At 54.0% G+C, this 25326-nt stretch carries 25 protein-coding genes and 1 pseudogene; 6 read left to right on the top strand and 20 right to left on the bottom strand.

What is annotated here, in order from left to right:
- Positions 1-35: 35 nt before the first annotated feature.
- Positions 36-863: a nucleoside triphosphate pyrophosphohydrolase gene (gene mazG, locus ACZ1HV_RS01580; RefSeq protein ID WP_298963138.1), complete on the top strand. Its 828-nt coding sequence runs from the start codon at positions 36-38 to the stop codon at positions 861-863.
- A 135-nt stretch (positions 864-998) separates the two neighbouring features.
- On the top strand, positions 999-2258 hold the full coding sequence (locus ACZ1HV_RS01575) for an MFS transporter (RefSeq protein ID WP_298963140.1): 1260 nt from the start codon (positions 999-1001) through the stop codon (positions 2256-2258).
- Between the two features lie 57 nt (positions 2259-2315).
- Here the strand turns inward: ACZ1HV_RS01575 and hflX are convergent, their stop codons facing one another.
- The 11 genes and pseudogenes from hflX to dusB all read right to left on the bottom strand — a co-directional run bounded on the left by hflX (position 2316) and on the right by dusB (position 14150).
- The gene (gene hflX / locus ACZ1HV_RS01570) at positions 2316-3752 is read right to left on the bottom strand and encodes a GTPase HflX (RefSeq protein ID WP_472717102.1); all 1437 of its coding nucleotides are present in this window, start codon (positions 3750-3752) and stop codon (positions 2316-2318) included.
- Positions 3753-4010: an RNA chaperone Hfq gene (hfq, locus tag ACZ1HV_RS01565; RefSeq protein WP_173006241.1), complete on the bottom strand. Its 258-nt coding sequence runs from the start codon at positions 4008-4010 to the stop codon at positions 3753-3755. It lies immediately after the preceding gene.
- A gap of 187 nt (positions 4011-4197) precedes the next feature.
- Entirely contained in the window at positions 4198-5061 is an 864-nt protein-coding gene (locus tag ACZ1HV_RS01560; protein ID WP_472717101.1) for a D-amino-acid transaminase, read from the bottom strand.
- Positions 5062-5163: 102 nt separating this feature from the next.
- Positions 5164-6540, bottom strand: coding sequence for a Trk system potassium transporter TrkA (trkA, locus tag ACZ1HV_RS01555; protein ID WP_298821903.1), 1377 nt, complete (start codon positions 6538-6540; stop codon positions 5164-5166).
- A 50-nt stretch (positions 6541-6590) separates the two neighbouring features.
- The gene (ntrX, locus tag ACZ1HV_RS01550; protein ID WP_472717100.1) at positions 6591-7958 is read right to left on the bottom strand and encodes a nitrogen assimilation response regulator NtrX; all 1368 of its coding nucleotides are present in this window, start codon (positions 7956-7958) and stop codon (positions 6591-6593) included.
- Positions 7948-9126 (bottom strand): sensor histidine kinase, encoded by a 1179-nt coding sequence (locus ACZ1HV_RS01545; protein WP_472717099.1) that lies wholly within the window; start codon positions 9124-9126, stop codon positions 7948-7950. Before ACZ1HV_RS01545 ends, ntrX begins: the two co-directional genes overlap by 11 nt.
- A 17-nt stretch (positions 9127-9143) precedes the next feature.
- Positions 9144-10211: a hypothetical protein gene (locus tag ACZ1HV_RS01540; protein ID WP_472717098.1), complete on the bottom strand. Its 1068-nt coding sequence runs from the start codon at positions 10209-10211 to the stop codon at positions 9144-9146.
- A gap of 342 nt (positions 10212-10553) precedes the next feature.
- Positions 10554-11087, bottom strand: coding sequence for an AAA-type ATPase lid domain-containing protein (locus ACZ1HV_RS01535; RefSeq protein WP_472718388.1), 534 nt, complete (start codon positions 11085-11087; stop codon positions 10554-10556).
- A 36-nt stretch (positions 11088-11123) separates the two neighbouring features.
- Positions 11124-11992, bottom strand: a pseudogene (locus ACZ1HV_RS01530) (sigma 54-interacting transcriptional regulator); the annotation flags it as partial.
- Positions 11993-11994: 2 nt separating this feature from the next.
- On the bottom strand, positions 11995-13146 hold the full coding sequence (locus tag ACZ1HV_RS01525; RefSeq protein WP_298821907.1) for a two-component system sensor histidine kinase NtrB: 1152 nt from the start codon (positions 13144-13146) through the stop codon (positions 11995-11997).
- Complete coding sequence (gene dusB, locus ACZ1HV_RS01520; RefSeq protein ID WP_472718387.1) at positions 13143-14150, bottom strand: tRNA dihydrouridine synthase DusB; 1008 nt, start codon at positions 14148-14150, stop codon at positions 13143-13145. The genes ACZ1HV_RS01525 and dusB overlap by 4 nt, the downstream gene beginning before the upstream one ends.
- Before the next feature lie 168 nt (positions 14151-14318).
- Between dusB and ACZ1HV_RS01515 the strand changes: the two genes are divergently transcribed.
- The 4 genes from ACZ1HV_RS01515 (at position 14319) to ACZ1HV_RS01500 (ending at position 17863) form a co-directional block, all read left to right on the top strand.
- Positions 14319-15572: a bifunctional 2-C-methyl-D-erythritol 4-phosphate cytidylyltransferase/2-C-methyl-D-erythritol 2,4-cyclodiphosphate synthase gene (locus ACZ1HV_RS01515; protein WP_472717097.1), complete on the top strand. Its 1254-nt coding sequence runs from the start codon at positions 14319-14321 to the stop codon at positions 15570-15572.
- Positions 15573-15598: 26 nt separating this feature from the next.
- A complete protein-coding gene (locus ACZ1HV_RS01510) occupies positions 15599-16108 on the top strand; it encodes a CinA family protein (protein WP_298821909.1) in 510 nt (169 codons plus the stop codon).
- Positions 16109-16850: 742 nt separating this feature from the next.
- On the top strand, positions 16851-17327 hold the full coding sequence (locus tag ACZ1HV_RS01505) for a hypothetical protein (RefSeq protein ID WP_472717096.1): 477 nt from the start codon (positions 16851-16853) through the stop codon (positions 17325-17327).
- Between the two features lie 101 nt (positions 17328-17428).
- On the top strand, positions 17429-17863 hold the full coding sequence (locus tag ACZ1HV_RS01500; RefSeq protein WP_472717095.1) for a hypothetical protein: 435 nt from the start codon (positions 17429-17431) through the stop codon (positions 17861-17863).
- 6 nt (positions 17864-17869) lie between these two features.
- Here the strand turns inward: ACZ1HV_RS01500 and ACZ1HV_RS01495 are convergent, their stop codons facing one another.
- From ACZ1HV_RS01495 to ACZ1HV_RS01455, 9 genes are all read right to left on the bottom strand, one after another.
- Positions 17870-18322 carry a type II toxin-antitoxin system RatA family toxin gene (locus ACZ1HV_RS01495; protein WP_298963154.1) on the bottom strand — a complete coding sequence of 151 codons (453 nt, stop codon included), beginning with the start codon at positions 18320-18322 and terminating at the stop codon, positions 17870-17872.
- Positions 18323-18352: 30 nt separating this feature from the next.
- The gene (lipA, locus tag ACZ1HV_RS01490; RefSeq protein ID WP_298963157.1) at positions 18353-19327 is read right to left on the bottom strand and encodes a lipoyl synthase; all 975 of its coding nucleotides are present in this window, start codon (positions 19325-19327) and stop codon (positions 18353-18355) included.
- A gap of 56 nt (positions 19328-19383) precedes the next feature.
- A complete protein-coding gene (locus ACZ1HV_RS01485) occupies positions 19384-19806 on the bottom strand; it encodes an acyl-CoA thioesterase (RefSeq protein ID WP_298821913.1) in 423 nt (140 codons plus the stop codon).
- Positions 19807-20026: 220 nt separating this feature from the next.
- Entirely contained in the window at positions 20027-20266 is a 240-nt protein-coding gene (locus ACZ1HV_RS01480; protein ID WP_298821914.1) for a GlsB/YeaQ/YmgE family stress response membrane protein, read from the bottom strand.
- A 22-nt stretch (positions 20267-20288) separates the two neighbouring features.
- Complete coding sequence (locus ACZ1HV_RS01475) at positions 20289-20537, bottom strand: GlsB/YeaQ/YmgE family stress response membrane protein (protein WP_298821915.1); 249 nt, start codon at positions 20535-20537, stop codon at positions 20289-20291.
- Between the two features lie 15 nt (positions 20538-20552).
- The gene (locus ACZ1HV_RS01470; RefSeq protein ID WP_298821916.1) at positions 20553-21020 is read right to left on the bottom strand and encodes a hypothetical protein; all 468 of its coding nucleotides are present in this window, start codon (positions 21018-21020) and stop codon (positions 20553-20555) included.
- A 61-nt stretch (positions 21021-21081) separates the two neighbouring features.
- Entirely contained in the window at positions 21082-22530 is a 1449-nt protein-coding gene (gene lpdA / locus ACZ1HV_RS01465; RefSeq protein WP_472717094.1) for a dihydrolipoyl dehydrogenase, read from the bottom strand.
- Between the two features lie 72 nt (positions 22531-22602).
- Positions 22603-23925 carry a pyruvate dehydrogenase complex dihydrolipoamide acetyltransferase gene (locus tag ACZ1HV_RS01460; RefSeq protein WP_298981647.1) on the bottom strand — a complete coding sequence of 441 codons (1323 nt, stop codon included), beginning with the start codon at positions 23923-23925 and terminating at the stop codon, positions 22603-22605.
- 16 nt (positions 23926-23941) lie between these two features.
- Positions 23942-25324: a pyruvate dehydrogenase complex E1 component subunit beta gene (locus tag ACZ1HV_RS01455; protein WP_472717093.1), complete on the bottom strand. Its 1383-nt coding sequence runs from the start codon at positions 25322-25324 to the stop codon at positions 23942-23944.
- Between the last annotated feature and the right edge of the window lie 2 nt (positions 25325-25326).

Here is a 25326-nt window from a genome sequence, read left to right as displayed (position 1 = left end):
TATTTTGGTGCCTCTCATTGTTTATAGGTTTGCCAATGACACCCAGCCGCAACATTTCCCGCCTCATCGAAATCATGGCGGCCCTGAGAACGCCCGTAACCGGATGTCCCTGGGATCTGGAGCAAAACTTTTCGACTATTGCTCCCTATACGCTCGAAGAGGCTTACGAAGTTGCAGATGCAATCGCAAAAAATGACCTTCTGGAATTGCGAGAAGAGCTCGGCGACTTGTTGCTCCAAGTGGTCTATCACGCGCGCATGGCCGAGGAAGACGAGCACTTTGATTTCGGCGACGTCGTTGAAGGCATCACCAAAAAACTGATCCGTCGCCATCCTCATGTTTTCGGCGATGAAAACGGTGAAAAGGCGGAACACGTCAAAGGTATCTGGGAGCGGATCAAAGCAGAAGAGCGGGCTGAAAAGCAGGCCGAACGCGAAGCTCGCGGACTTGCTGAGCCGAGCAAAGGCTATCTTGACGATGTTCCAACCGCTTTTCCAGCCCTACAGGAAGCCGACAAACTGCAGCGCCGGGCCTCCAAAGTCGGTTTCGACTGGAATGATGCCAGGCTCGTGCTGGACAAAATCCGGGAAGAAACGCACGAGCTGGATGCAGAACTTGCCAAAGGTGACCCTGATAAGGACCGCATGAGCGACGAACTTGGTGACACCCTGTTTGCACTCGCCAACCTCGCTCGTCACCTCGACATTGATCCCGAAGAAGCCTTGCGCCGGACAAACAGAAAATTCCGTACCCGGTTTGCCGCAATTGAAGACGTGGCAAGCCGAACTGGCACCACGCTTCAGGACATGACACTCGAAGAAATGGAAGCGGCTTGGCAAGAAGCAAAGCAGAGACAGTCATGAACTTTAGAACCCCAGGATGGTCTCCTATTCAGCTTGGCTAACCTGGTTCTTGAAATTCGAATTGCTTTTTTCCGTGCCGACGACAAGATATCCTTCAATTGTAAGACGTGATTTTCGATCCGGAGCTTGTGACAATTGGCCGTCATTGCATCTTCAGCGGAAAGACGAACTTTGTCTTTGCTGGCCGGGCAAACAAGTCTGGCACAAACAGCCTGGACAATGGCGAGCCCGTCGATTGTCATCACGTTTCTGGCGGTATCAGTCGGAATGCCAGTCTTTTTGGTTGGTGCCCTCGTGTCTGTTCGACAACTTGCCAGCTCGCTGACCGACATCTTTCTTTTTGAGAGAATTGCCAAGATCAGAAATCGAAAGTTGGCGTTGTCTCTGTGTGACATGATCTTAGCGCTCTGCTTTGGCGCTACGATTGTCTCTGTGCTTTTCGGAACTCAGACCCAGACAAGTATCGTCTTTGTTGTCTGCATTTTCACAATGGGAGTCGCCGACGAATTTCAGCATTTGCTGATGACTGACTTTCTGGCAGACAACTTGCAATCAAAATCGCGTTTGTTGCTTCAATACACGCAGATGGCGATTGGTGGCGGATTTGGCGTTGCCTTGGCCTGGATCGCGCATGAGCTCACACTGGAATTGCCCCCACTTAGTCGGCACTCCATTGTGGTTACGATCGGCATCGCCTGTTTCGCTCTATCAGCACTTACAATATTGGCCGTGGAAGACAGTGCTCCAACCAACGCAGCACGGCCATCGGCAACGCGGTCTCCGCTTAGATTGGCCAGAAACTACTATCTCAACGTGCTGGCCATGATGAATCAATCATGGTTTCGCCAGTATGTGGTCATCACGACAGTGTTTTCAGCTGTGATACTCGCCGTTCCGTTCTTCGCCCTTATTGCTGCAGAGACCCACCACACGACGAGCAAGGGGCTGACGGCAATGGTCACCTCCTATGCCTTAGGCTACATCGTGGCAGGTCCGCTTTGGGGTACCTTGAATAACGTTTCACACCGGATGGTAATGATAACCTGTTCACTTCTGGTCGGCTTTTGCGGTTCCATTCTGGCAACACTTCATATGTTGAACCTGCAACACGATTTGAGAATACATGCCATCGCAATCTTCGTGGTCACTTTGGCAGTCCGCGGAATAGTAGCGGTCTTGCAAGTCTATTTTATGGAAATTGCGCCAAAGGGTCAGCGCGTCAAAGGAATTGCGGTGGCAAGATCGTTTAGCAGACTTACGATGATTTGCCTTTCAGCGCTTTTGGCAGCCGTTGTCCACCTGCAGGAAACCGTTTGGGCAATCTTCTTCATTGCCTTTGTGAGCTTCGTAACGGCCACAATTAGCTACTTCTTCGCCAGGAAATTCGAAAATTAGCTTAGACTCGATGCGCACAATCAAGCGATCTTCCACACAGGTGCCATTTTGGAAACGTCAGTCTTCGGAGCCCGTGTCCAACTGGCCAGCGAGATCGACAAGATATTCCGAAAACAAGTCCCGGAAGGGCCCACGTTGTTTGTCGGAAACACGCACCTCAGCCGTCACGAAGTCTTCCGCATCTGAGCGTTCCAGCACTTCAGACATCTGGTAAAGCTTTGCCAGAAGAGCGCCTTCCGCAACCGGTATCTGAATGGAGAAGATATCGTCGTGCTTTGCCATGAACGCGTCGATGCGATCAGACAAGCCATCGATACCCTCACCCGTCAAAGCCGACAGAGAAACAGGCCCATCATGGCCGACATCCTCGAGTAATTTTTCCCGAAGCGCCGGATCAAGGCAGTCGATCTTGTTCCATACTTCAACGACCGGAGCGCCGTTTTGGGCGTCAACGCCGAGATCGTTCAAGGTCTTTTTGACATCCTCCGCCTGCGCATCCGTATCCGGGTGCGAAATATCACGGACGTGCAGAATAAGGTCGGCCTCCAGCACCTCTTCCAGTGTTGCCCGGAAAGCAGCAACAAGATGGGTCGGCAAATCGGAAATGAAGCCAACCGTATCCGACAGGATAACTTCCCTGCCATGTGGCAGCTTTATCTTGCGCAACGTCGGGTCAAGAGTTGCAAACAAGAGATCTTTGGCAAAGACATCTGCCTCGGTCAACCGATTGAAAAGTGTAGACTTTCCGGCGTTGGTGTAGCCGACAAGCGCCACAACAGGCTGCGGTATCTTCTTGCGTTTCTTACGGTGGAGATCACGTGTTCGACGGACGCTTTCCAGCTGCTTCTGCAGCGCAATGATGCGCTCTTGTATCTGGCGACGGTCTGCCTCGATCTGCGTTTCACCCGGCCCCCCCATAAAGCCGGCACCGCCCCGCTGCCGCTCTAGGTGGGTCCAGGACCTGACCAATCGGCTCTTTTGCCATGTAAGATGTGCAAGATCGACCTGCAACTTGCCTTCCTTGGTCCGTGCCCGGTCGCCAAAGATTTCCAGAATGAGTCCGGTACGATCAATCACCTTTGTCTTAAGGCGTCGTTCAAGATTACGTTGCTGAACAGGCGTCAATGGATGGTCGATGACGACAAGGTCGAGATCTTCGCTGGCAACAATACCCGCAAGTTCGGCTACCTTGCCTTCACCAAAGAGCGTCGCTGGCTTGGGATTGTTGACCCGAACAACGCCTGAGTGAACGATGTCGAGGTTAATGGCAGCGCTTAGGCCAACAGCTTCTCCAAGCCGTGCCTCAGGGCTTCTATTGCCACGCAGTTCGCCGGAACCCTCCGCCCGCAATTGGAGGACTGGCTCTAGGATGATCGCACGAAAAGGCTGAGGCAGACGATCTACCCCAGTGTCTTTCACGCGAAGTGATTTCTGGCCCGGCTCTTCAGTACCGTTTGATTTTGAAAAATCGTCTGCCCGAGACTTCGGTTTCAATCAGCTTGCCTTTTCAGCGTTTTCCTCTGCCTGATCGAACAACTGAACAGGCCCGTTTGGCATAATTGTGGAAATCGCGTGCTTGTAGACAAGCTGAGAATGCCCGTCGCGACGAAGCAGGACACAGAAATTGTCGAACCAGGTTACGACACCCTGCAATTTTACACCGTTGATCAGGAAAATTGTCAGAGGAGTTTTTTGCTTGCGAACGTGATTGAGGAAAGTGTCTTGGAGATTTTGTGCGCGCTCAGCCATCAGTCTTTTTATCCTATTTGTCCCGGATGCGGCCGAGCATCCGGCGTTCCACAGCAGCTTACCGTCAAAAGACGTTCAAGTTCAAACGCTAAGGTTTGACAACCGCTCGCTTTTTGCATTGCCCACCAGAAGAGCTGTCTGCCCCAGCTCTATATTGTTTCGAATTCGCCGCCCAACAAGGCCAATCGAATCATACCGCCTGCAAATCAGTAGCAGTATGGAACAATTCGCGCAATCGGGTTGCAACAGATCCCGGATGGCCATTTCCGATAACCCGGCCATCAAGACGTGTCACAGGCATCACCACAGTGGTTGCCGCGGTGACAAAAGCCTCCTTGGCCTCGAATGCCTCTTCCAGACTAAATGGCCTTTCTTCAAAGGTCATCCCGTCTTTTTGAACAAGTTCCAGTACGACAGCTCGGGTTATACCACGCAATATGCCGCTTTCCGCCGGCCGGGTAACCAGAACGCCCTGCTTGGTGACAATCCAGGCATTCGTCGACCCACCCTCGGTCACGTTGCCGTCCTTGTCGATATACCAGGCTTCTTTACCGCCGTGTTCCTTGGCGTTCTGTTTGGCCAGAACATTGGGAAGCAACGCAACCGTCTTGATGTCCACTCTTGGCCAACGGTTTTCAGGATAGCTGACGACGCCGATACCCTCGTCGACCGAAGTTTGTGCAGCAGCAGGATCACTGGAGCGGGCCGTCACGACAATGGATGGTGCGACGTCTTCGGGTGGGAAAAAGTGATCCCGTTTGGCAACGCCGCGTGTGACCTGAATATAGACGAGGCCATTGCGTACTTTGTTGCGCCTGACAACCTGATGAAGCACAAATTGGACAGCGTTGCGCGCCATTGGCCAATCAATGCGCAGCTCGTTCAAGGAGCGGTCGAGCCGGTCAAGATGACGAGGAACATCGACTATCTTGCCTTGCCAGACCTCGCAGACCTCATATACGCCGTCAGCGAACTGGTACCCACGATCCTCCACATGGACCGCAGCGTCCGCATGACGGACATATTGACCGTTGACATAGGCAATTCGGCTCATGCTTCCTCCGTTCGGGGACCGGATCTATTCAAACCAATCGGTATTGAGGTCATTTTTGACCTTTCGGTCAGGCAATTGCAAGACTAGAAAATCGGCAGTCGATCAGAAGAAGTCGAGACTGACTCGGAACATTTGTTCCACCTGGCGCACTCTGTTGGCGACGGCGAAGATCACGATGCGGTCCTGCGCCTGGATCTGCAGATCGCCATTTGGTGTCAGGACCTTACCCTCACGGAAAACTGCACCGACGCGGATACCTGATGGCAGATCAATCACCCTCAGAGGTTTGCCGACAAGAGGTGAAGTATCCAGTGCCTCAGCCTCGACAATCTCGGCAGCACCGTTTTGCAGAGAGTGAACCCCTCTGATACGGCCGCGCCGGACGTGCTGTAGAATGCGCGAGATCGTCACCGCTCTCGGATTGATGAAAGCGTCGATGCCGAGCGCATTGGCAAAGGCGGGATAACTCGGATTGTTCAACAAGGACAATGATCGCTTGCAACCGAGCTTTTTGGCCATCACCGACGACAGGATATTGACCTCGTCCTCATTGGTCAGAGCGACCATGGTGTCGGCGTCGCCTGCGTCCGCTTCATTGAGGATCTTTTGATCGAGTGCACTACCATGAAGAATGACCGATCTCTTAAGGTCATCCGCCACGGTAATCGCACGTTCTCGCGAGGCTTCAATCAGTTTGATTTTTGTTCCGGACTGGCGCTGTTCCAGTGCCTTGGCGACATAAAGACCAATGTTCCCGCCTCCGGCAATAATTACCTTGGCCGCTTCCGGCTCCTCATGTCCGAAAATGCTGAGTGTGCGCCTGACCTGATCCCTGCGGGCAACCACATAGGCAAGATCACCGGTCAGAATAGAGTCGCTGCTCTTTGGCACAAAAAGGCGATTGTTTCGATAGAGCCCGACCACAACGGCCCCGAGATCTGGAAATAGCTCGGTTAGCTGACGCAGCGGCGTGTCGATGACCGGGCAATCATCTTCGCACATGATGCCGACGACGACTATTTGATCATCGGCGAACCGCACCGTTTCAACAGCACCGGGCAATGCCAGGCGTCGCAGCACCATTTCGCCGACTTCGATTTCCGGCGAAATGATCACGTCGATCGGCATGTTGTCGCGCGAAAAAAGATTGCGCCAACGGCCCTGCAGATAGGACTGCGCGCGGATCCGGGCCACCTTTGTCGGCACGTTGAACAGCGAATGCGCAACCTGACAGGCCACCATGTTGACTTCGTCATAGAGCGTGACGGCGACAATCATGTCGGCTTCCTCAGCGCCGGCCTGCGCGAGAACATCCGGATGCGCACCATGGCCGACAAAGCCGCGGACATCGAGCTGATCGCCAATGGCATTGATCAACTCTGGCGCGGAGTCGATCACGGACACATCGTTCTGTTCGGCGGCCAATCGTTCGGCAATGCCGTACCCGACCTGACCTGCGCCGCAAATCACGATTTTCATGGAAAGAACCCTTCCCTACTCTGCTGACTAGTTCCGATGTTCACCGGGCGTCAGGTCATACCCAGGGTCTTCAGTTTCCGGTGAAGCGCAGACCGTTCCATACCGACAAATTCTGCAGTCCGCGAGATGTTCCCGTCAAATCTCTTGATTTGAGCCTGGAGATATTCACGCTCGAAAATCTCTCGCGCTTCGCGCAACGGAACGGACATGAGATGCTCCCCCGTTCCTGAGCTCGGCAGGCTCGGCAAGGTTTCGCCAATTTCGGCAGGCAACAAATCCGCTGTGATAGTGCTGTCCGGATCGCCACGGCTAAGGATCATCAGTCGCTCAACATTGTTTCGCAGCTGGCGAACATTGCCTGGCCAGTCATGAGTTTGCAGGACCGCCATCGCATCGTCGCCAATCGGGCGAAGCGGTATACCCGAGGCACCGGAAATCTGCTCCATGAAATGGTGTACGAGAACCGGGATGTCTTCACGCCTTTCAGCGAGCCCTGGCACCCTGAGAGGGACAACGCTCAACCGGTGATAAAGATCCTGTCTGAAGAGTCCGGAAGCGATATGCTCTTCAAGGTTCTTCGACGTTGAAGACAGGATACGGATATCAACTTGTACTTTCTGCGTTCCGCCGACACGTGAAAAGCTCTGCTCGACAAGCACCCTTAGGATCTTGCCTTGAGTTTCAGCAGGCATATCGGCAACTTCATCGAGATACAGTGTGCCGCCATGGGCTTCCTCAAGCGCACCGATCTTGCGCAGATTTCCGTTCTCGTCCTCGATACCGAACAGCTCTTCTTCCATTCGCGCAGGCGTGATGGTGGCCGCATTGAGCACCACGAACGGGCTTTTGATCCGGGGCGACAAATCATGAATCATTCGGGCCGCACGTTCCTTGCCGGCCCCCGAAGGACCGACGATCAGGATACGGCTATTGGTACCGGCAATCTTCTGAATGGTCTGTCTGAGACCATGTGCTGCAGAAGAGTTTCCGATGATATCACTGGTTTCGCCGCTACGTTGCTTGAGATCCCGGATCTCACGTTTAAGACTAGAGGCTTCCAGTGCACGTTCTACGATGTGAATAAGGCGATCTGCCTTGAATGGTTTCTCAATGTAGTCATATGCGCCGCGCTTGATTGCCGAGACAGCCGTTTCGATGTTGCCATGACCGGATATGATGACAACCGGCATGTCCGGGTTGGATTCCTTGAACAGATCCAGAAGCGCCAAACCGTCAAGCCGGCTTCCCTGCAGCCAGATGTCGAGAATGACAAGCGACGGTTTACGCTCTTTCACCGCAGCGAGAGCGCTGTCTGAATCGTGCGCTGTCCTGGTACCGTAACCATCATCGTCCAGAATACCGGCAATCATTTCACGAATGTCGGTTTCATCGTCTATAACTAAAATATCATGTGCCATGAGCAGTCGCTGCTTCTTGTTGTTGCTCGGGTTCCAGCTCAATCTCGGCTTTGGCGGCCAAAGTCAGTCGAACAAGAGTTCCCGTGTCTGAAGGATCGTCTTTGGGCGCGTCGAGCAATTCAATACCGCCCCCGTGGTCTTCCAAAATCTTGCGTACGATTGCGAGACCCAAACCGGTCCCCTTCTCACGCGTTGTCATATAAGGCTCCAGCAAGCGGCTGCGATTTTGCTCAGGCAAGCCAACTCCGTTGTCGATCACATCGATGACGATGCGGCCCGATTGGTCCGGCCCTTCTCCTGACAGACGAACCTCGACTGTGCCCTTCGGCGCGTCTTCACCTTCGCGGGCTGATACGGCTTCGGTCGCGTTCTTGACGACATTGGTCAACGCCTGCCCGATAAGCCTCGCGTCAAACACAGCCTTGACCGGAGTGTCAGGAACATCTGCTGTTACGCTGATATCCGGATTGGCAACAGACTGCATGAAGGCGGCATCTCTCACGGCTTCCCGAAGATCTCCCGATGACTTGTTGGGCTTGCGCATACGGGCAAAGGACGAGAACTCATCAACCATCTGACCAATATCGCCCACCTGCCGGACGATCGTATCGATGCATTGGTCGAAAACCTGACGATCTTCCTCAATCCGTTTGCCATATCGTCTCCGGATTCGTTCTGCCGACAGCTGGATCGGTGTCAGAGGATTCTTGATTTCATGAGCAATTCTGCGTGCAACGTCCGCCCAGGCCGAATTGCGCTGGGCCGACACAAGATCCGTGATGTCGTCCAGGGTCACCACAAATCCGTGTTCGCGGCGGGTCGACTGTTCGGTCGTGATGCGAACGTTGATTGTCCTGAGACGGCCGCCGCGCGCAATCTCAATCTGTCGCTCAGGCAGCCGGTCACCATCATTTTCCAGGAGCTCGCCGATACACTCGTCCAGTTCTGGAACAACCTCCATCAAGGGCTTGTTCAGGATCTGAATCTCATCAAGCTGCAGAAGCTCCAACGCAGACCGGTTGATCAACATGATGGACGCTTCATCGTCTATCCCGATCACACCCGTTGAGACCCCAGACAAAACGGCCTCATTAAACCGCCGTCGCCGGTCGATCTGTTCATTGGCCGCAAGCAAGGCATCGCGCTGGCCGAGCAATTGCCCGGTCATCTTGTTAAAGGTGGTCCCTAGATTTGCGAGGTCTCCCCCGACTTTTCCGTTCGAACCTTCACTGCGAGGTTGCCTTTGGCAACTTCGTCAGCAGCCGAAATCAAGGTTCTGATTGGCGACACAAGCCGATTGGCGAAACCAAAACCTATCCAGATAGCTGACAAGAGAAGAACCAGCGCCACGCCAAGATAAACAAGAGCAAAGGCGACCTGTACTCCGAACCTGCTGCTTTCCATCTGCTGGTATTGGGAGGCCCCAGTCTCCGCCAGGCGCAAGTACTCAACAACACGGGGATCGATGGCACGTACAGCGTAAAGATAGAAATTATCGTATGCGGACAACTTCATGATGCCGCCGACGATGTTGGAACTGCCGGGTGCAATCAGGATCGGATCGCCGGACTTTGCCTTGAAAAAACTGTCAGCCGGTGGCAGCGGAACATCGGCGTTTGGATCCAGCACGACACGCGTCACCACCTTGCCTTCGCTATCCAGAATAAACGCGGCCAGAATCCCGCGCAAAGAGACCTGGGTAGCGAAAAACTGGTCGAATCGTGTGGGTTCGAAGTCGTAAACGGCCTTGGCGCGATCGATATCATTTGTCATGGCGATCAGATCGCCACGCAACACGCGCGCATGTTCCTGCAGATAGGCCTGCGCGACCGTGAGAGCATTATCGATGATCTGGCGCGTTCGCTCTTCAAACCAGCGATCAAGGCCCCGGTCCAGCGTAATAGCTGCAAGAATAGCCATGAGGATCGCTGGTACGGCTGCAACGACACTGAAAAGGGCAACGACGCGAACGTGAAGACGCGCCGCGGCACGGCCGCGCCTTCGCGCCTGCCAGAGCTTCAGAATTTCAACGGAAATGACACCGAGCAATACTGCGGCGAGCGCGCCATTGATCGTCATTGCGGTGACAATGACTTCCCGGGTCGGGTCGATGGCCGTCAGGCCCATCAGAATGGCAAATGTCACGCCAATCGAAATCAGGGCGACAACCATGATCGCGAGGCCTGCGCGGCGCCAGAGTTTCCCTGCCGCACTCGACTGCGCTGCCGATCGCTGTTCCGCTTCCAGTATCATTAAGCCTCAGCACGGCGGCCACAATATTCCGGCCGCATCCAGTATTGTTTTATGCGGCAAACTTATCACACAATGTTGCGAAATTGCGACAGGGTGGAAGCATCACTGAAAAAATGCGGTGGAAGACTGCATGAACAGGCTTAGACACTTGTTTTATATAACTTTATTCAAGATCAAGTCTTTGTCAAACGTTCAATCGCAGTGCACATCGGACCCCTTATTCGGGCCGGCGACAGATCTGAGTGTACAAATATGCTCCCGCGCCGCACTCAGGGCGCGGGGTCTCATTGTTCCGTCATCAAAGGATAATCTGACAAGACAGCGACAAACGCTCACCGGCAATCAACGAACCGAACGCATAACCTGAATGTCCAGATCCCGGATCTTCTTCCTCAAAGTGTTTCGATTGACGCCGAGGAGTTCTGCCGCCTTGATCTGATTGCCGCGCGTTGCTGCCAATGCGGCACTGATCAGTGGATATTCGACTTCACGCAGAATGCGATGATAAAGCCCTGGAGGCGGCAACGCGTCTCCGAAAGTATCGAAGTAGCCCGCCAGATAGCGTTCAACAGAGCCGCCGAGATTGATGTTCTCAGTTGTTTCCTCTTCAACCGATGCAACAGAAGGATGGCTGAGCTCCTGCTCCAGCAAGTTTTCACTTATGACATCCTGAGGATAAAGTGCTGCCAGTCGGCGAACGAGATTTTCAAGCTCGCGAACGTTCCCCGGCCAGCGATACCGTCGCAGAAGATTGAGCGCTTCCTGGTCGATCTGTTTGGCCGGCAAACCCTCCTTCTCAACCAGTGAGAAGAAGTGTCTAACGAGATCCGGAATGTCTTCGATCCGTTCGCGAAGCGGTGGCAATCTTATAGGCACCACGTTGAGACGGAAATAGAGGTCCTCGCGGAAAAGCCCTTGATTGATCAGGTGCCTGAGATCCTTGTTGGTGGCGGCAATAATGCGGACATCCGTCTTGATCGGAGTTCGCCCACCAACCGTCGTGTATTCGCCTTGTTGCAAAACCCTCAACAGACGGGTCTGTGCTTCCATGGGCATGTCGCCAATTTCATCTAGAAAGAGCGTACCGCCGTCGGCCTGCTCGAACCGGCCAGAACTGCGATTTTGAGCGCCTGTAAACGCTCCTTTTCGTGGCCGAAGAGTTCGGCTTCGATCAAGTCTCTCGGGATGGCAGCCATGTTGATTGCAACAAAAGGTCCATTCCGCCTTTTGCCGTAGTCATGAAGGGCTCGGGCAACGAGTTCCTTGCCCGTTCCCGACTCGCCGTTGATCATGACTGTCAGGTCGGTTTGCATAAGACGCGCCAGAACGCGGTAGATCTCCTGCATCGCCGGGGACCGGCCGACAAGAGGCATTCCCTCGCCGGCATCATCCAGATCCAGGGAAGGCCGCTTTTTCGGCTCTTCCAATGCACGTTGAACAATGCTGGTCAGCTCTTTGAGGTCAAACGGCTTGGGAAGATATTCATAAGCGCCTTTCTCGGACGCCTTGATCGCCGTCATGAATGTGTTCTGGGCACTCATGACAAGAACTGGCAACTCGGGACGCATTTTTTTCATGCGTGGCAGCACGTCAAAAATATTCTCGTCCGGCATCACAACATCAGTGATAACCAGATCTCCGTCGCCTGAAGATACCCAACGCCACAAGGTCGAAGCGTTGGAGGTCAGCCGGACAGTGTACCCGGCCCTGGAAAGGGCCTGATTGAGAACTGTGCGAATGGCCGCGTCGTCGTCTGCAACTAGGATCGTGCCGGTCGGCATGGTCAGCTATTCCCTTCGTTCGGCTTTTGGGAGTGGGAGGCTCCTTCGCCGGAAAAAGCGGGCATGAGGATACGGAAGACTGTTTTGTGTCGCTGACTGTCGCATTCAATCACACCGCCGTGGTCGCCGATGATCTTTGCAACCAGCGCAAGTCCAAGTCCGGATCCGTTGGTTTTCGTCGTTATGAATGGTTCGAATAGGTGCGGTAACAGGTCGTCTGGAACACCGGGCCCATTGTCCTGAACACAAAATTCGAGCGGTAGGCTCACCTTTTCATCCGTTCCTGGCACAGACAGTCTGACACCGGGCCTGAAGGCCGTGGAAACACGAATTTCTCCATCGGGGTCATCGCCTATAGCTTCACTGGCGTTCTTGATGAGGTTCAGGAACACCTGAATGAGCTGGTCCTTATTTGCATAAACGGGTGGCAAAGACGGGTCGTAAATCTCAACAATACGCTTGTCTCTTGCAAAACCGCTGTCGGAAAGACGTTTCACATGGTCCAGCACCACGTGGATGTTGACAGGCTCGCGCTCGATTGGGCGCTCATCGGAAAAGACTTCCATCCTGTCGACCAGTTTCACGATCCGGTCAGTCTCATCCATAATCAGCCTGGCAAGGGCCCGGTCTTCGCTAGGTACAGATTGTTCCATCAGCTGGGCTGCGCCGCGTATGCCGGAGAGAGGGTTCTTGATCTCATGAGCCAGCATGGCTGCAAGACCCGTGACCGTGCGTGCCGCGCCGCGCGACGTCAGCTGGCGGTCGATCTTTTCAGCCATCGTGCGTTCCTGAAACATCAACACCACGGCACCTGGCCGATCGGAGACGGGAGCCGCATTTATGTCCACAACCCTGGGAGCACCAATTCGAGGCGAGCCAATGTCGACCTTGTACTCATTGACCGGTGCCGCACGCTCTCGCACTTGATCGATAAGTGTCAGAAGTGGGCTGCCGAAAGGTACAAATTCGCTGATTGGATGTCGGCGCAGTACAGATACGCTAGATCGCATAAAAATTTCTGCGGCCATATTTGCAGACTCGATCACTCCGTCCGGAGCCACGAGCAAAACAGGATGCGGCAATGCATCCAGTATAATCGGTCCATCGCTGGCCAAAGCGGCCGTTCGTCCCGTTTCAGACTTGAGATCGCTCACGCAGCTGTCCGTTCATTTGCTGAAGAGATCCAGTCATAAGCAATGCGGGTCACTTCTTTGGGATTTTGGGATGACATAAGACTTGATTTGAGCGCAGCAGGCATTGGCATTGCCCCGAGCGCTACGGATTGTTCCAGATACCAGCCGACATGTTTTCTGGCGATACGAACACCCTTGCCTTCGCCATAGTGGCTCAGAATGCTCTCATAGTGTTCGATCACCAGATCCGCGAGGTCGTTCCCCGCTGGCTCAGGCAGCCGCTCACCGGTCGCAAGATAGTGTCCGACGAAACCCGGAAGCCACGGTCGGCCATAAGCTCCCCGTCCGATCATGACCGCGTCGGCCCCAGAGGCTTCAAGCATGTTCAGTGCATCGGCACTGCTTTTACAGTCACCGTTTGCGACCAATGGAAGAGAAGTGGCTGCTCTCACCCGCGAAATAGCCGACCAGTTGGCTGCACCCTTATAGAATTGGTTCCGGGTTCGACCATGAACCGTGATGAGTTTCACACCGGCAGCTTCGGCACGTCGGGCAAGCTCAGGTGCATTGATAGACTGCTCGTCCCACCCGAGACGCATTTTCAAGGTCACCGGCACATCAACAGCTGCGACGGTTGCGTCGATCAGCATCAATGCGTGATCAAGATCGCGCATGAGAGCAGAGCCGGAATAGCCTGAGGTGACCTTCTTCGCTGGGCACCCCATGTTTATATCGATTATATCAGCACCAAGATCGGCTATGACCTTGGCCGCCTCCCCCATCCAGCGGACTTCTCGCCCTGCAAGCTGGACGACGTGCAAGCCCTGGTCATGGGCCTCGGCACGCATCTGCGTTTCCGCGTCACCCTTTACAAAGGACTCGCTTGCGACCATTTCACTGACAACCATACCTGCACCAAAACGCGCTGCGATCCGCCGAAAAGGCAGATCGGTTACGCCGGACATCGGTGCAAGCACAGCCCTGTTGGGCACTTCGTGCTTGCCAATCTTAAGTGTCTTCACCACAGGTAACACGCGATTCTCATTTTTGCTTAATGCCTGTGCACTTTCTTATTTGCCTATATTGTAGACAATTAATGCAATGCAACAAGACATAATTTGCGGTCTGAACAGGTTCTTAGTTAAAGACGGCCTGTCAGTTTGAATTTTTTGGAAAGCCTGGAGAAAGCGATCATGGCAAAATCCGCGGCAGCCCTGATCGTTGCCGCTGGGCGTGGAACGCGCCTGGCAGACGCAACCGACGCCCGGCCGAAGCAGTATAAGCTCCTCGCGAACAGTCCTGTTCTGAGCCATACACTGAACGCTTTGGGAAATCATCCGCGGATCACACATATCGTGACCGTCATTCACCCAGACGATGCGGATCTCTATTCAGAGGCGATATCCGCGATCGAAAAGCCGATCAAACAAAAGCTTTGCAGGGCTGTTTTAGGTGGCGCGACAAGGCAAAAATCGGTTTTTGAGGGACTGAAGGCGCTTGAGGAGTTGTCGTGCGACTACGTCCTCATTCACGATGCCGCACGTCCTTTTGTCGACACGGGTATCGTTGACCGGTTGCTTCAAAAGCTTGACCAGGGTGTTGAGGGAGCACTGGCCGCAGTTCCAGTTGCCGACACGCTCAAGAAGGCAGGTCAATCTGACGGCAGTCTGGAAACCGTTGACAGAACTGGCCTGTGGGCGGCCCAGACCCCCCAGGGATTTCCGTTCAACAAGATCCTCGCAGCTCACAAACGGGCGCAAGATGCGGGAGAAACATCCTTCACGGACGACACAGGTCTTGCGGAGTGGAATGGCATGACCATTTCCCTTTCTGACGGCGATCCGGCCAATTTCAAGATCACAACCGGCGCCGACCTAGAGCGCGCTGCAAAACAGGCAACTTATTCAAAGATGACAGCTGAAACCGCAGCACTGATCCCACTTAGCAAATTGACAGACGTTCGGGTGGGCATCGGCTATGACGTTCATGCCTTTGAAGCCGGTGAAGCAGTCATTCTCGGAGGCGTATCGATACCTTATTCCAAGCGTCTGAAAGGACACTCGGATGCCGATGTTGCGCTTCATGCCATTACCGACGCAACACTTGGCGCTATTGGAGACGGAGACATCGGTCAGCATTTCCCGCCATCTGACCCTGAGTGGAAAGGAGCGTCTTCGGATCAGTTCCAGCAATACGCCGTCAGGAGACTTGCCGCCCTTGGGGGCCGCATAGCACATATCGACCTGACGATAGTTTGTGAGGAACCCAAAGTCGGACCCCACCGTGACAAAGTTCGTGCATCTGTTGCACGTATCTGCGAACTCCCGCTTGCACGCGTCTCTGTGAAGGCGACGACGTCAGAGAAACTGGGGTTTACTGGCCGAAAAGAAGGTATTGCAGCGCTTGCAAGTGTTACTGTGCGCCTCCCCTTCAATGACGACGAGTAAAAAGTTCAGCCCCGATGAAAACCCAAATGAGCAGCTCTGCACCACGCAATCTGGACGATCTCATTCCACTGGCGACCGACGTGTTGGATGCCATGAAAGCCAAGGGCTTGATGCTCGCGACAGCGGAATCGTGTACAGGCGGCCTGATCAGCGGTGTTTTGACTGAAATTGCCGGGTCCTCGGCCGTCGTTGATCGTTCGTTTGTCACTTACTCCAATGAAGCCAAGGCCGAAATGCTTGGCGTTTCGCGGGATCTCATTCAAAAGGTCGGTGCCGTCAGCAAGGAGGTTGCGATGGCAATGGCGGAAGGCGCATTGAAAAACTCCAACGCGGATGTAACCGTCTCCGTGACAGGTATTGCCGGCCCCGACGGCGGCAGTGAAGACAAGCCTGTTGGGACAGTTCATGTTGCCGTCGCGGTGCGGGGAGGAACAACGCAGCATATGCATTGCTGGTTCGCGGACCGTGGCCGCCAGTCGATCAGACTTGAAACCGTGCAGACCGCCTTAACGTCTATTCTAAATGCGGTCGCCTGAGTAAATAGGTGTCAAGGCAGGTCCAAATCCAGGCTGGCTGAACGTACACTGGTTGTGGTCCAAGTCGTTGAACCCTCTTGAGCGATAATTCCGGTCACCATGAAACGAACTTCAGTGTTAATCACCTCGTAGGTCATTCTCGCAAGTGCAACTCTTGTGGAGAGTACTGTGCCGCATGCCGGCCCTTCCTGTTTTCACGTGACACTTTTGGCTTGTTCGGTTGTTGTCACGTTTTGTTTCTCAAAAGGCTGCGTCCTTGAGAAGGTTCCTATTGTGATCGGACCTAGATCGTGCGGAGCCACTCAGTTGCCAGAGCAGAGGTTGAAACCGGTTGTGGCGACACTGTTCGTCTTGAATACAATTTCAGTTTTGGCAGGCGCAATATTTGCGATGAACCAGCGCATCAGGTGACACTCATACCTCTTGGGATCGCAGAATGTGTCGAAAATGATCTTGCCCGGCTTATTCCTGGCAACAATCCTCAAAGCCGTCTGTCAACTATATCCGCAGGCTACAAACCGAGGCGGCCCTCAAGCATATGAGCAAGTTCTAACCCGGGGTATCAGACCGAATTCCTGTATCCCTAGTCTAGAAAACACAGTCATTCACCAAAGATCATCTGACCTCTAAATTTTTAATCAACTTCAATTGTCGGTAGCAACTGGTTTTACAACCACTTCCCTTATGGTCACGCTCGGCAAGAACCAAGACGCAATCAAAATTGCGAAACGGGAAAGAGTAAATGACTGTCGCACATATGCTTCTTGCAGCTGGAATACTGGTTGCAAGCGAAGCAATTGCAAAAGCGGATGGCGAACTTCAATCTGTCGGAGACACCTATATCGTGTCACGCGACGACTATAGTGCGTTTCGTGGATCTCACCGCATCTACAGCAGGATGTCGGACGGACTGGTTCAAGTCGAGTATTGCGGACGCAAGTACTGGGTTCGCTACGCGACGGTGGCCTGGACCGAACTAGAAGTGGAACAAAACTACATTGTCCGCGTTGAGTACAACTGGGGCAAAGGCTGGCGGCCGATCTGCGCGCATCCTGAAGAGCAAGTCACCCTGGAAGACTTGGGGATTTACGACGATCCCCGCGTGATTGTTCAAAACGACGGGTCAACTGTGAAATCGGTAAACAGGTTCGCGGCAATTAGAGAATCTTTCCGCCCAACCACGGTCGAGGATGCTGCGAACACGCTGCGAGGCAACTAGTGTGACAAACGAGCTGCCAATGGTAAGGCTCGGGTAACAACAATACAGGTAGACTTAGACGTTGCAGGCAATAAGGGGGCCGAGCAAAAAGGATTAACCGCATGAAACGCACCCTTGCGTTCCTGACGTTATCAACGATATCCGCTGTCTACATGGCGGGAGCTGCGTATGCGCAGGGTGATTTCTATATCCGTTCCGACCATTCGAACGGCGGGTTCAACGGATCCCACGAAATCCTCACACTACCCAAAAAAGGCTATCACGAAGCCCGCTATTGCGACCGTACCTTCTGGGTGTCGTCCGGGACAGTTGTCTGGACGGAAGAAGAAGTTGCGGCAGGCCGAAGCCTCATAGTTGAAGAAAACATCGGCGCAGAGCGCCGTGTGGTCTGCTCCGACTATTCTGCATTTGCAACTCTTGAAGATTTAGGTTTGAGGAAGCGGGAGATCGAACAGATCAGGCGCAGAAACGAACCACTCGACATGAAATCGAGCCGTTTGCGGACAATCAGGGATGCGTTCAGCCAGTTCAAGTAGGCATTGTCAGGCACCGTAGACCTGGTCCGCCCGCGCTTCGAACGCGTTGGAAAACTTCCGGAACGCCTTGTCGAACATGACGCCCATGAGCGAACCGAGCGTGCGGCTACGGAATTCGTAGGAGATAAAGAACCCAACCTTGCTCTTGCCCTCACCTGTGTCCTCAAAGGTCCACGTGTTCTCCAGGTGCTTGAAAGGTCCATCCAGGTATTCAACCAGTATTGTCCGTTCTTCGGGGCGAAGTTCGACACGGCTGGTAAATGTCTCCTTGAACAATTTATAGGCGACAGTCATATCGGCAACCAGAACCGTGTTGCCATTTTCAAGTTCCTTGCGACCGCGCACATGCAGCCCCTGGCAGAGCGGCACGAATTGCGGGTATTTTTCCACATCTGCGACGAGGCGGAACATGTCGTCCGCCTTGTGATTGACCGTGTGATTGGAAGTAAAACTCGGCATTCGGCTCAACAGATCCAGTTCAGGTCCGGCTCAGTGACCGAGCTTTGCTTTTCGCGCAGCCCTGAGATCAGCGAAGTCCTCGCCTGCATGGTGGGAAGATCGCGTCAATGGCGTTGCGGACACCTTCAGGAAACCTTTGGCATAGGCAATGCGCTCATAGCCCTTGAATTCCTCCGGCGTGACAAACGAAATCACTGGGTGGTGCTTCTTTGACGGCTGCAGATATTGCCCGATCGTCAGGAAATCCACATCGGCAGCGCGCAGATCGTCCATTAACTGAAGAACTTCATTTCTCTCTTCGCCGAGCCCAACCATGATGCCTGACTTAGTGAACATCTCGGCATCGAGCTCTTTCACCTTTTGCAATAGACGAATGGAGTGGAAATAGCGCGCGCCCGGACGCACCGTCAGATACTTGGAGGGGACAGTCTCCAGATTGTGATTGAACACGTCGGGTTTTGCATCAACCACGATTTCCGCGGCACCGTCTTTTCTCAGAAAGTCCGGTGTCAGCACTTCGACCGTTGTTGTTGGTGATGTTTTGCGGATTGCGTTGATAACGTCGGCAAAATGCCGAGCACCGCCATCCTCCAGATCATCGCGATCAACAGATGTGATGACCACATGCTCCAGCCCCATAGCAGCGACCGCATCTGCAACACCCTGAGGTTCCTTGGGGTCGATCGGGCCCGGCATTCCCGTGCGCACATTGCAGAAGGCGCATGCCCGCGTGCACGTGTCGCCAAGGATCATGAAACTTGCGTGTTTTTTGGACCAGCATTCACCTATGTTCGGACACCCGGCCTCCTCGCACACGGTCACCAGATTGTTGTCGCGCACAACATTCTGCGTCTCGCGATAAATCGGTGAAGTTGGTGCCTTGACGCGGATCCATTTGGGTTTCCGCTGGACCGGATTGTCGGGACGATGAGCCTTCTCCGGATGACGCGGACGCGCATCGGATTTTTCATTCGGGCGGTTTAGCGTGTCGACGATCGTAACCATGAGCCTTAAGTGTCGTTTTTCCCTTGAAAGGTCAATATGGAAAGCTGTTGAGCCAGCTATGTGTTTAGCGCAGGACTGGTCAGTTTCTCCAGCTTTTGCCGGGTTTCTTCTGTGAGCGGATGAGATTTACGTGTCGTTTCATTCATCTGAACGATTACCGTGACCGCCTTTGCCACAGGTTCACCATTCTGGAAAACCAACTGAAAAAGGCGGAAAGAGCTGCGCCCGATATCCTGGACAGACGTCCCGATTTCCACTTCACCCGGCCAATTCACTTCCGACAGAAAATCCAATTCAAGGCGTGCAATGACGAATGATGCATCTGCATCTGTCAGCTCTTGACCAAAAATGACTTCTACCCTTCCCGTTTCCAGGAATGTGGCAAAAACCGCATTGTTGACGTGACCCTGCCGATCGGTATCCGCGTAGCGAAGTTTGTCAATCGCACGAAGGGGGAAATCACTGATCGTTGGTCTCATCAATTCGGCATTCCTTGAGCATCTCCACATGCCTTCACTTAAATGGATTTCTGCACCGAGCCCAGAGCTGGCCCCGCTACGGCCTCAGCACGCCAGCATCCACTTCACTCAAATGGATCCAATCAGCCAGCTTCCCATGGCCAAGTAAAAACGATCCGTAGCTCGGCGATACTCAATCGACGCCGCGCTCGTCACGAAGCATCAGGCTACCTCAGACAATTCAGCTGCGTATTTTTCGCCAAAGAAACAGGAACAGGATAGAGCCGAGTACAGCTATGATCAGGCGATCGAGAATGCCTCCCGTCAAATTGAGATCTAATATCGACGCAAGCTCGCCACCGATCAACGCGCCTATCAAACCGACAATGAGGCTTCCGAGAAATCCTCCCCGGCTATTGAGCACCCGGTGTGCGACAGCACCCGCGATCAGACCGATAATGATTGTTATGATCCATCCCATCGCGGGTCTCCTACTTCCCTTGCTACGAGATCAGGCGTGCAAGCAACACGACCACGACGGCACCGATCGCAGCAACAACGATCTCGTTGACGAAAGTGTTCCCCAGATTGAGATTGATGCCGGCTACCTTGAACAGAAACCCTCCGACAAATGCTCCAATCAATCCGGTAATCAGATAGCGGATCAGACCACCACCACCAACCACGATGCTCGCCAGCCAACCAGCAAGAATACCGATAGCAACCCAGATCAAAATTGCCTTCATATCCATTTTTGCGCACTCGCCTTAAGTTTGATTTCTGTCAGAACCGTGCTCGGCTCGATCGATAACAGCAGTGTAACCAAACGAACCATCATCACAACTTGCCGATATCACATCGACACACACCTGCCTGAAAAAGCTGCTTGGTTTGGAAAACTCCAAACCGAACACGAGCCCGTCATGAAGCACCAATTTGCCTGAAGTTTTCCGGTCTCCTGCTTGTAGTTTTACGCTGATAAACTGATCGCCAGTTGAATAGTTGCCGGTCAAGCGGGAAAGGCTATTTTCTGCGTAATAGCGGAAACAGGGAATGCGGCCATCGGACTGTCTTTCGACAAAAAAACGCTGACCAAGCTGCTTCGTCGCCAACGTTCTCTGGTCATCAGGCAGTACCGCCAGAGCAGCAATAACCGTTTTTTCTTCATGAGGTTTGAGAGACCAGCTTCCCTCCCGAAACAAAAACCTCAATCCGTCAGAAAGATAGGCAAGCATAACGGCCTCTTTGCCTGCATCTGGGTGGCTCCGGCCGCTTGTCCGGCCGGAGACTTCGCGGTCAGGCGTTGAGAACTTTGCCGTAAGCGTCGAGCACCGCTTCCTTCATCATTTCCGACAGTGTCGGATGTGGGAAAATCGTATGCATCAGCTCTTCTTCGGTCGTCTCAAGGTTCATCGCTACAATGAAACCCTGGATAAGCTCGGTTACTTCCGCACCACACATATGTGCGCCCAGAAGCTCGCCCGTTTTCTTGTCGAAAATGACCTTGATCATGCCGTTGTCTTCGCCAAGAGCGATGGCCTTACCGTTCGCATTGAACATGTAACGACCGACGCGGATGTCGCGTCCCAGCTCCTTGGCCTTGGCCTCGGTCAGTCCAACGGAAGCGACCTGCGGGTTACAATAGGTACAACCCGGAATCTTGCGGTGATCCATCGGGTGAACTCCCGGAACCCCGGCAATCTTTTCAATGCAGATCACACCTTCATGTTCTGCTTTGTGGGCTAGCATCGGCGGACCGGCAACGTCGCCGATGGCGTAGACACCCGGAACACTGGTCCGGCCATATTCGTCAATGACAACACAGCCTCGATCGGTTTTCACGCCAAGTGCCTCAAGGCCGATATTCTCGATATTGCCTTGGACCCCAACTGCGGAAATAAGATGATCAGCTGTGATCTGGCTGACTTTTCCGTCTTTGGTTTCAACATGTGCAGTAACGGAGTTCGCTGCTTTGTCGACTTTCGTTACCTTGGCTTCGGTAATGATCTTCAGTCCACGTTTTTCCAGGGCTTTGCGCGCAAATTTAGAGATTTCCTCGTCCTCTACGGGCATCACGTTGGCCATCAGTTCGACAACCGTCACATCGACACCCATCGAAAGATAAAAAGAGGCAAACTCAATGCCAATCGCGCCAGATCCCATGACGACCAGCGATTTTGGCATCTTGGCCGGCTTCATGGCCTCGAAATAGGTCCAGATGAGTTTTCCATCCGGTTCGATGCCGGGCAGAGCACGCGGACGAGCGCCCGTGGCGACGATGATGTGCTTGGCATTATATGTGCCCTCACCTTTTACGCCTTTTGGCACGGGATTCTGCGGTTCAACAACCGGTTTGGTTGATTTTCCGACGACGATCTGCCCGGGTTTTGTAAGTTTTGCTTCACCCCAGATCACATCGATCTTGTTTTTCTTCATCAGAAAGCCGACACCGCCATTCAAACGAGCCGAAACACCGCGCGAACGGGCAACAACGTCCTTCACGTCTGCTTTCATTGAACCTTCAAGCGTCAAACCAAAGCTTTTGGCATGGTTGGCATGATCGAGAATTTCTGCAGTACGCAGCAGGGCCTTGGTCGGGATGCAACCCCAGTTTAGGCAGATGCCGCCAAGATGTTCCCGTTCGACGATTGCGGTCTTCAAACCCAATTGGGCGGACCGAATAGCAGTGACGTATCCACCTGGCCCGGAGCCGATGATGATGACGTCGTAGTTGGTATCAGCCATGGTGTTTTCCCCGGCAAATGAAACTTCATTTGAAAAACGGCGCGGCGTTGCCGCCGCGCCGGAGCTGAGGCCTTAAACCAGCATGCTCATTGGATTTTCGATGTAGCCCTTGAAGGCTGCCAGCAGCTCGGCACCGAGTGCACCGTCCACACAACGGTGGTCAGTGGACAGCGTCACGCTCATCACCGTGGCAACTGCAAGTTCACCATCCTTGACAACAGGGCGTTTTTCACCTGCCCCAACCGCAAGAATGGTGGCATGCGGAGGGTTCACGACCGCAGAGAAGTTCTTGACGCCCATCATGCCCATGTTGGACACAGCCGTCGTCCCGCCCTGATATTCTTCAGGCTTCAACTTGCGTTCTTTTGCCCGCTTGCCAAGGTCCTTCATCTGATTGGAGATGACGGACAGCGACTTCTCTTCAGCGCTACGGATGATCGGGGTAATCAGACCACCGGGGATGGACACCGCGACCCCCACATCAGCATGCTTGTGCATGACCATGTTGTCGTCGGTCCAGGACACATTCGCATCCGGCACGTCACGAAGGGCCAGAGCAAGCGCTTTGATCGTCATATCGTTGACCGAAAGCTTGTAGGCCGGCTTGCCGTCCTTGTCTTTTGAAGCGGAGCCATTGAGCTGCGCACGCAATGCCAGCAGTGCATCCAATTCCACGTCGACAGACACATAGAAGTGCGGAATCGTCTGTTTGGATTCGGTTAGCCGCTTTGCGATCGTCTTGCGCATGCCATCATGCGGCACCAGCTCGTAGCTGTCGTCATCGAAGAGTTTCAGCACCTGATCGGCGGAAGGTCCGGTTGCCGGAGCTGCAGCAGCTGCTTTGGTCGCTTCTGCGGCAGGAGCAACCTTGCCGGTCCCAGCTTCAAGAGCTGCCTCAATGTCGCGCTTCACAACGCGGCCGTGAGGTCCGGTTCCCTTCAGGGCGTTAAGATCAAGCGAATTTAGTTTGGCAAGCCGCCTTGCGAGCGGTGAAGCAAAAAGGCGCGTTCCATCAGAAGCAACTGGAGCTGGTCCTGCAGGAGCTGCAGCGGGTGCTGCTGCGGCCGGAGCCGGGTCAGCCGCAGGTGCCGGTTCGCCAACAGCCGCAGCCGGAGCAGCAGCACCTGAGGTGTCGATAGAACTTGCGTCTTCTCCTTCTTCCAGCAAAACAGCGATCAACTCGTTGACCTTTACGCCTTGCGAGCCCTCGGCAACCAGGATTTTGCCGACCGTACCTTCATCAACGGCTTCCACTTCCATGGTTGCCTTGTCTGTTTCAATTTCCGCGATGACGTCGCCCGCGGATACCGTGTCGCCTTCCTTGACCAACCATTTGGCAAGGTTGCCCTCTTCCATCGTCGGAGAGAGGGCCGGCATGGTGATATTAATTGGCATGTCCGTCTCCCCCGCCTCAGGCTGTGTAGGTCACGGCTTTCACCGCTTCGATAACTTCAGAAACAGTCGGCAATGCGAGTTTTTCCAGGTTTGCGGCATAAGGCATCGGAACGTCCTTGCCGGTCACCCGAGTTATCGGCGCATCGAGATAGTCGAACGCCTGTTCCTGAACCTGATAAGCGATTTCCGATGATACGGAGCACATCGGGAATGCTTCCTCGATGGTCACCACGCGCCCTGTCTTGCGAACTGATGCAAGCACTGTGTCAATGTCCAGGGGACGGATCGTACGCAGGTTGATGACTTCAGCTGAAATTCCCATCCCGGCAAGTTCATCAGCAGCCTTGAGCGTATAGGTCATGCCGATACCCCAGGAAACAAGGGTCACATCGGTTCCGCCACGCTCCACCTTGGCCTTTCCAATCGGAAGCACGAAGTCGTCAACATCCGGGATTTCAAACGAATGACCATAGAGGATTTCGTTTTCCAGGAAAATGACCGGGTTGGGATCACGGATGGCAGCCTTCAAAAGGCCTTTCGCGTCAGCCGCAGAGTAAGGTTGGATAACCTTCAAACCAGGAACATGCGCATACCAGGAGGCATAGTCCTGAGAGTGCTGTGCACCAACACGCGCCGCAGCACCATTAGGCCCGCGGAAAACAATCGGGGCACCCATTTGGCCGCCGGACATATACAGCGTCTTGGCCGCAGAGTTGATGATCTGGTCAATACCCTGCATGGCGAAATTGAACGTCATGAATTCAACAATGGGCTTCAGCCCTGCCATTGCCGCCCCAACGCCGAGGCCGGCAAAGCCGTGCTCAGTGATCGGAGTATCGATAACGCGCTTTTCTGAGAACTCATCCAGCAAGCCCTGAGTGATCTTGTAGGCACCCTGGTATTCGGCCACCTCTTCACCCATGACAAAAACGTCCGGATCCCGGCGCATTTCCTCGGCCATGGCATCGCGCAATGCTTCGCGCACCGTCGATGATTTCATCGGTGTTCCGGCAGGAACTTCCGGATCCTCGGCGGCTTCTGCGACCGGCGCTTGCGGTGCGGCGGCAACTGCCGGTGCACTCGGTTTTTCGGCGGCCGCAGGTGCCGCAGCAGGAGCGGGTGCAGCTGCAGCCGCATCGATCGCGCTGGCATCTTCACCTTCGCCAAGCAAAACGGCGATTTTCTCGTTGACCTTCACATTGTCGGTTCCCTCGGCAACAAGGATCTTGCCAAGTGTTCCTTCATCAACGGCTTCCACTTCCATGGTTGCCTTGTCTGTTTCAATTTCCGCGATGACGTCGCCCGCGGATACCGTGTCGCCTTCGGCTTTGAGCCACTTGGCGAGCTTACCCTCTTCCATTGTCGGCGAGAGCGCCGGCATCAAAATGTCGATCGGCATGT

The organism is Roseibium sp. JB4-4 (assembly GCF_055693425.1).
The sequence above is the reverse complement of the archived record's forward strand: the minus strand, read 5'-3'. Positions and strand labels throughout refer to the sequence as shown.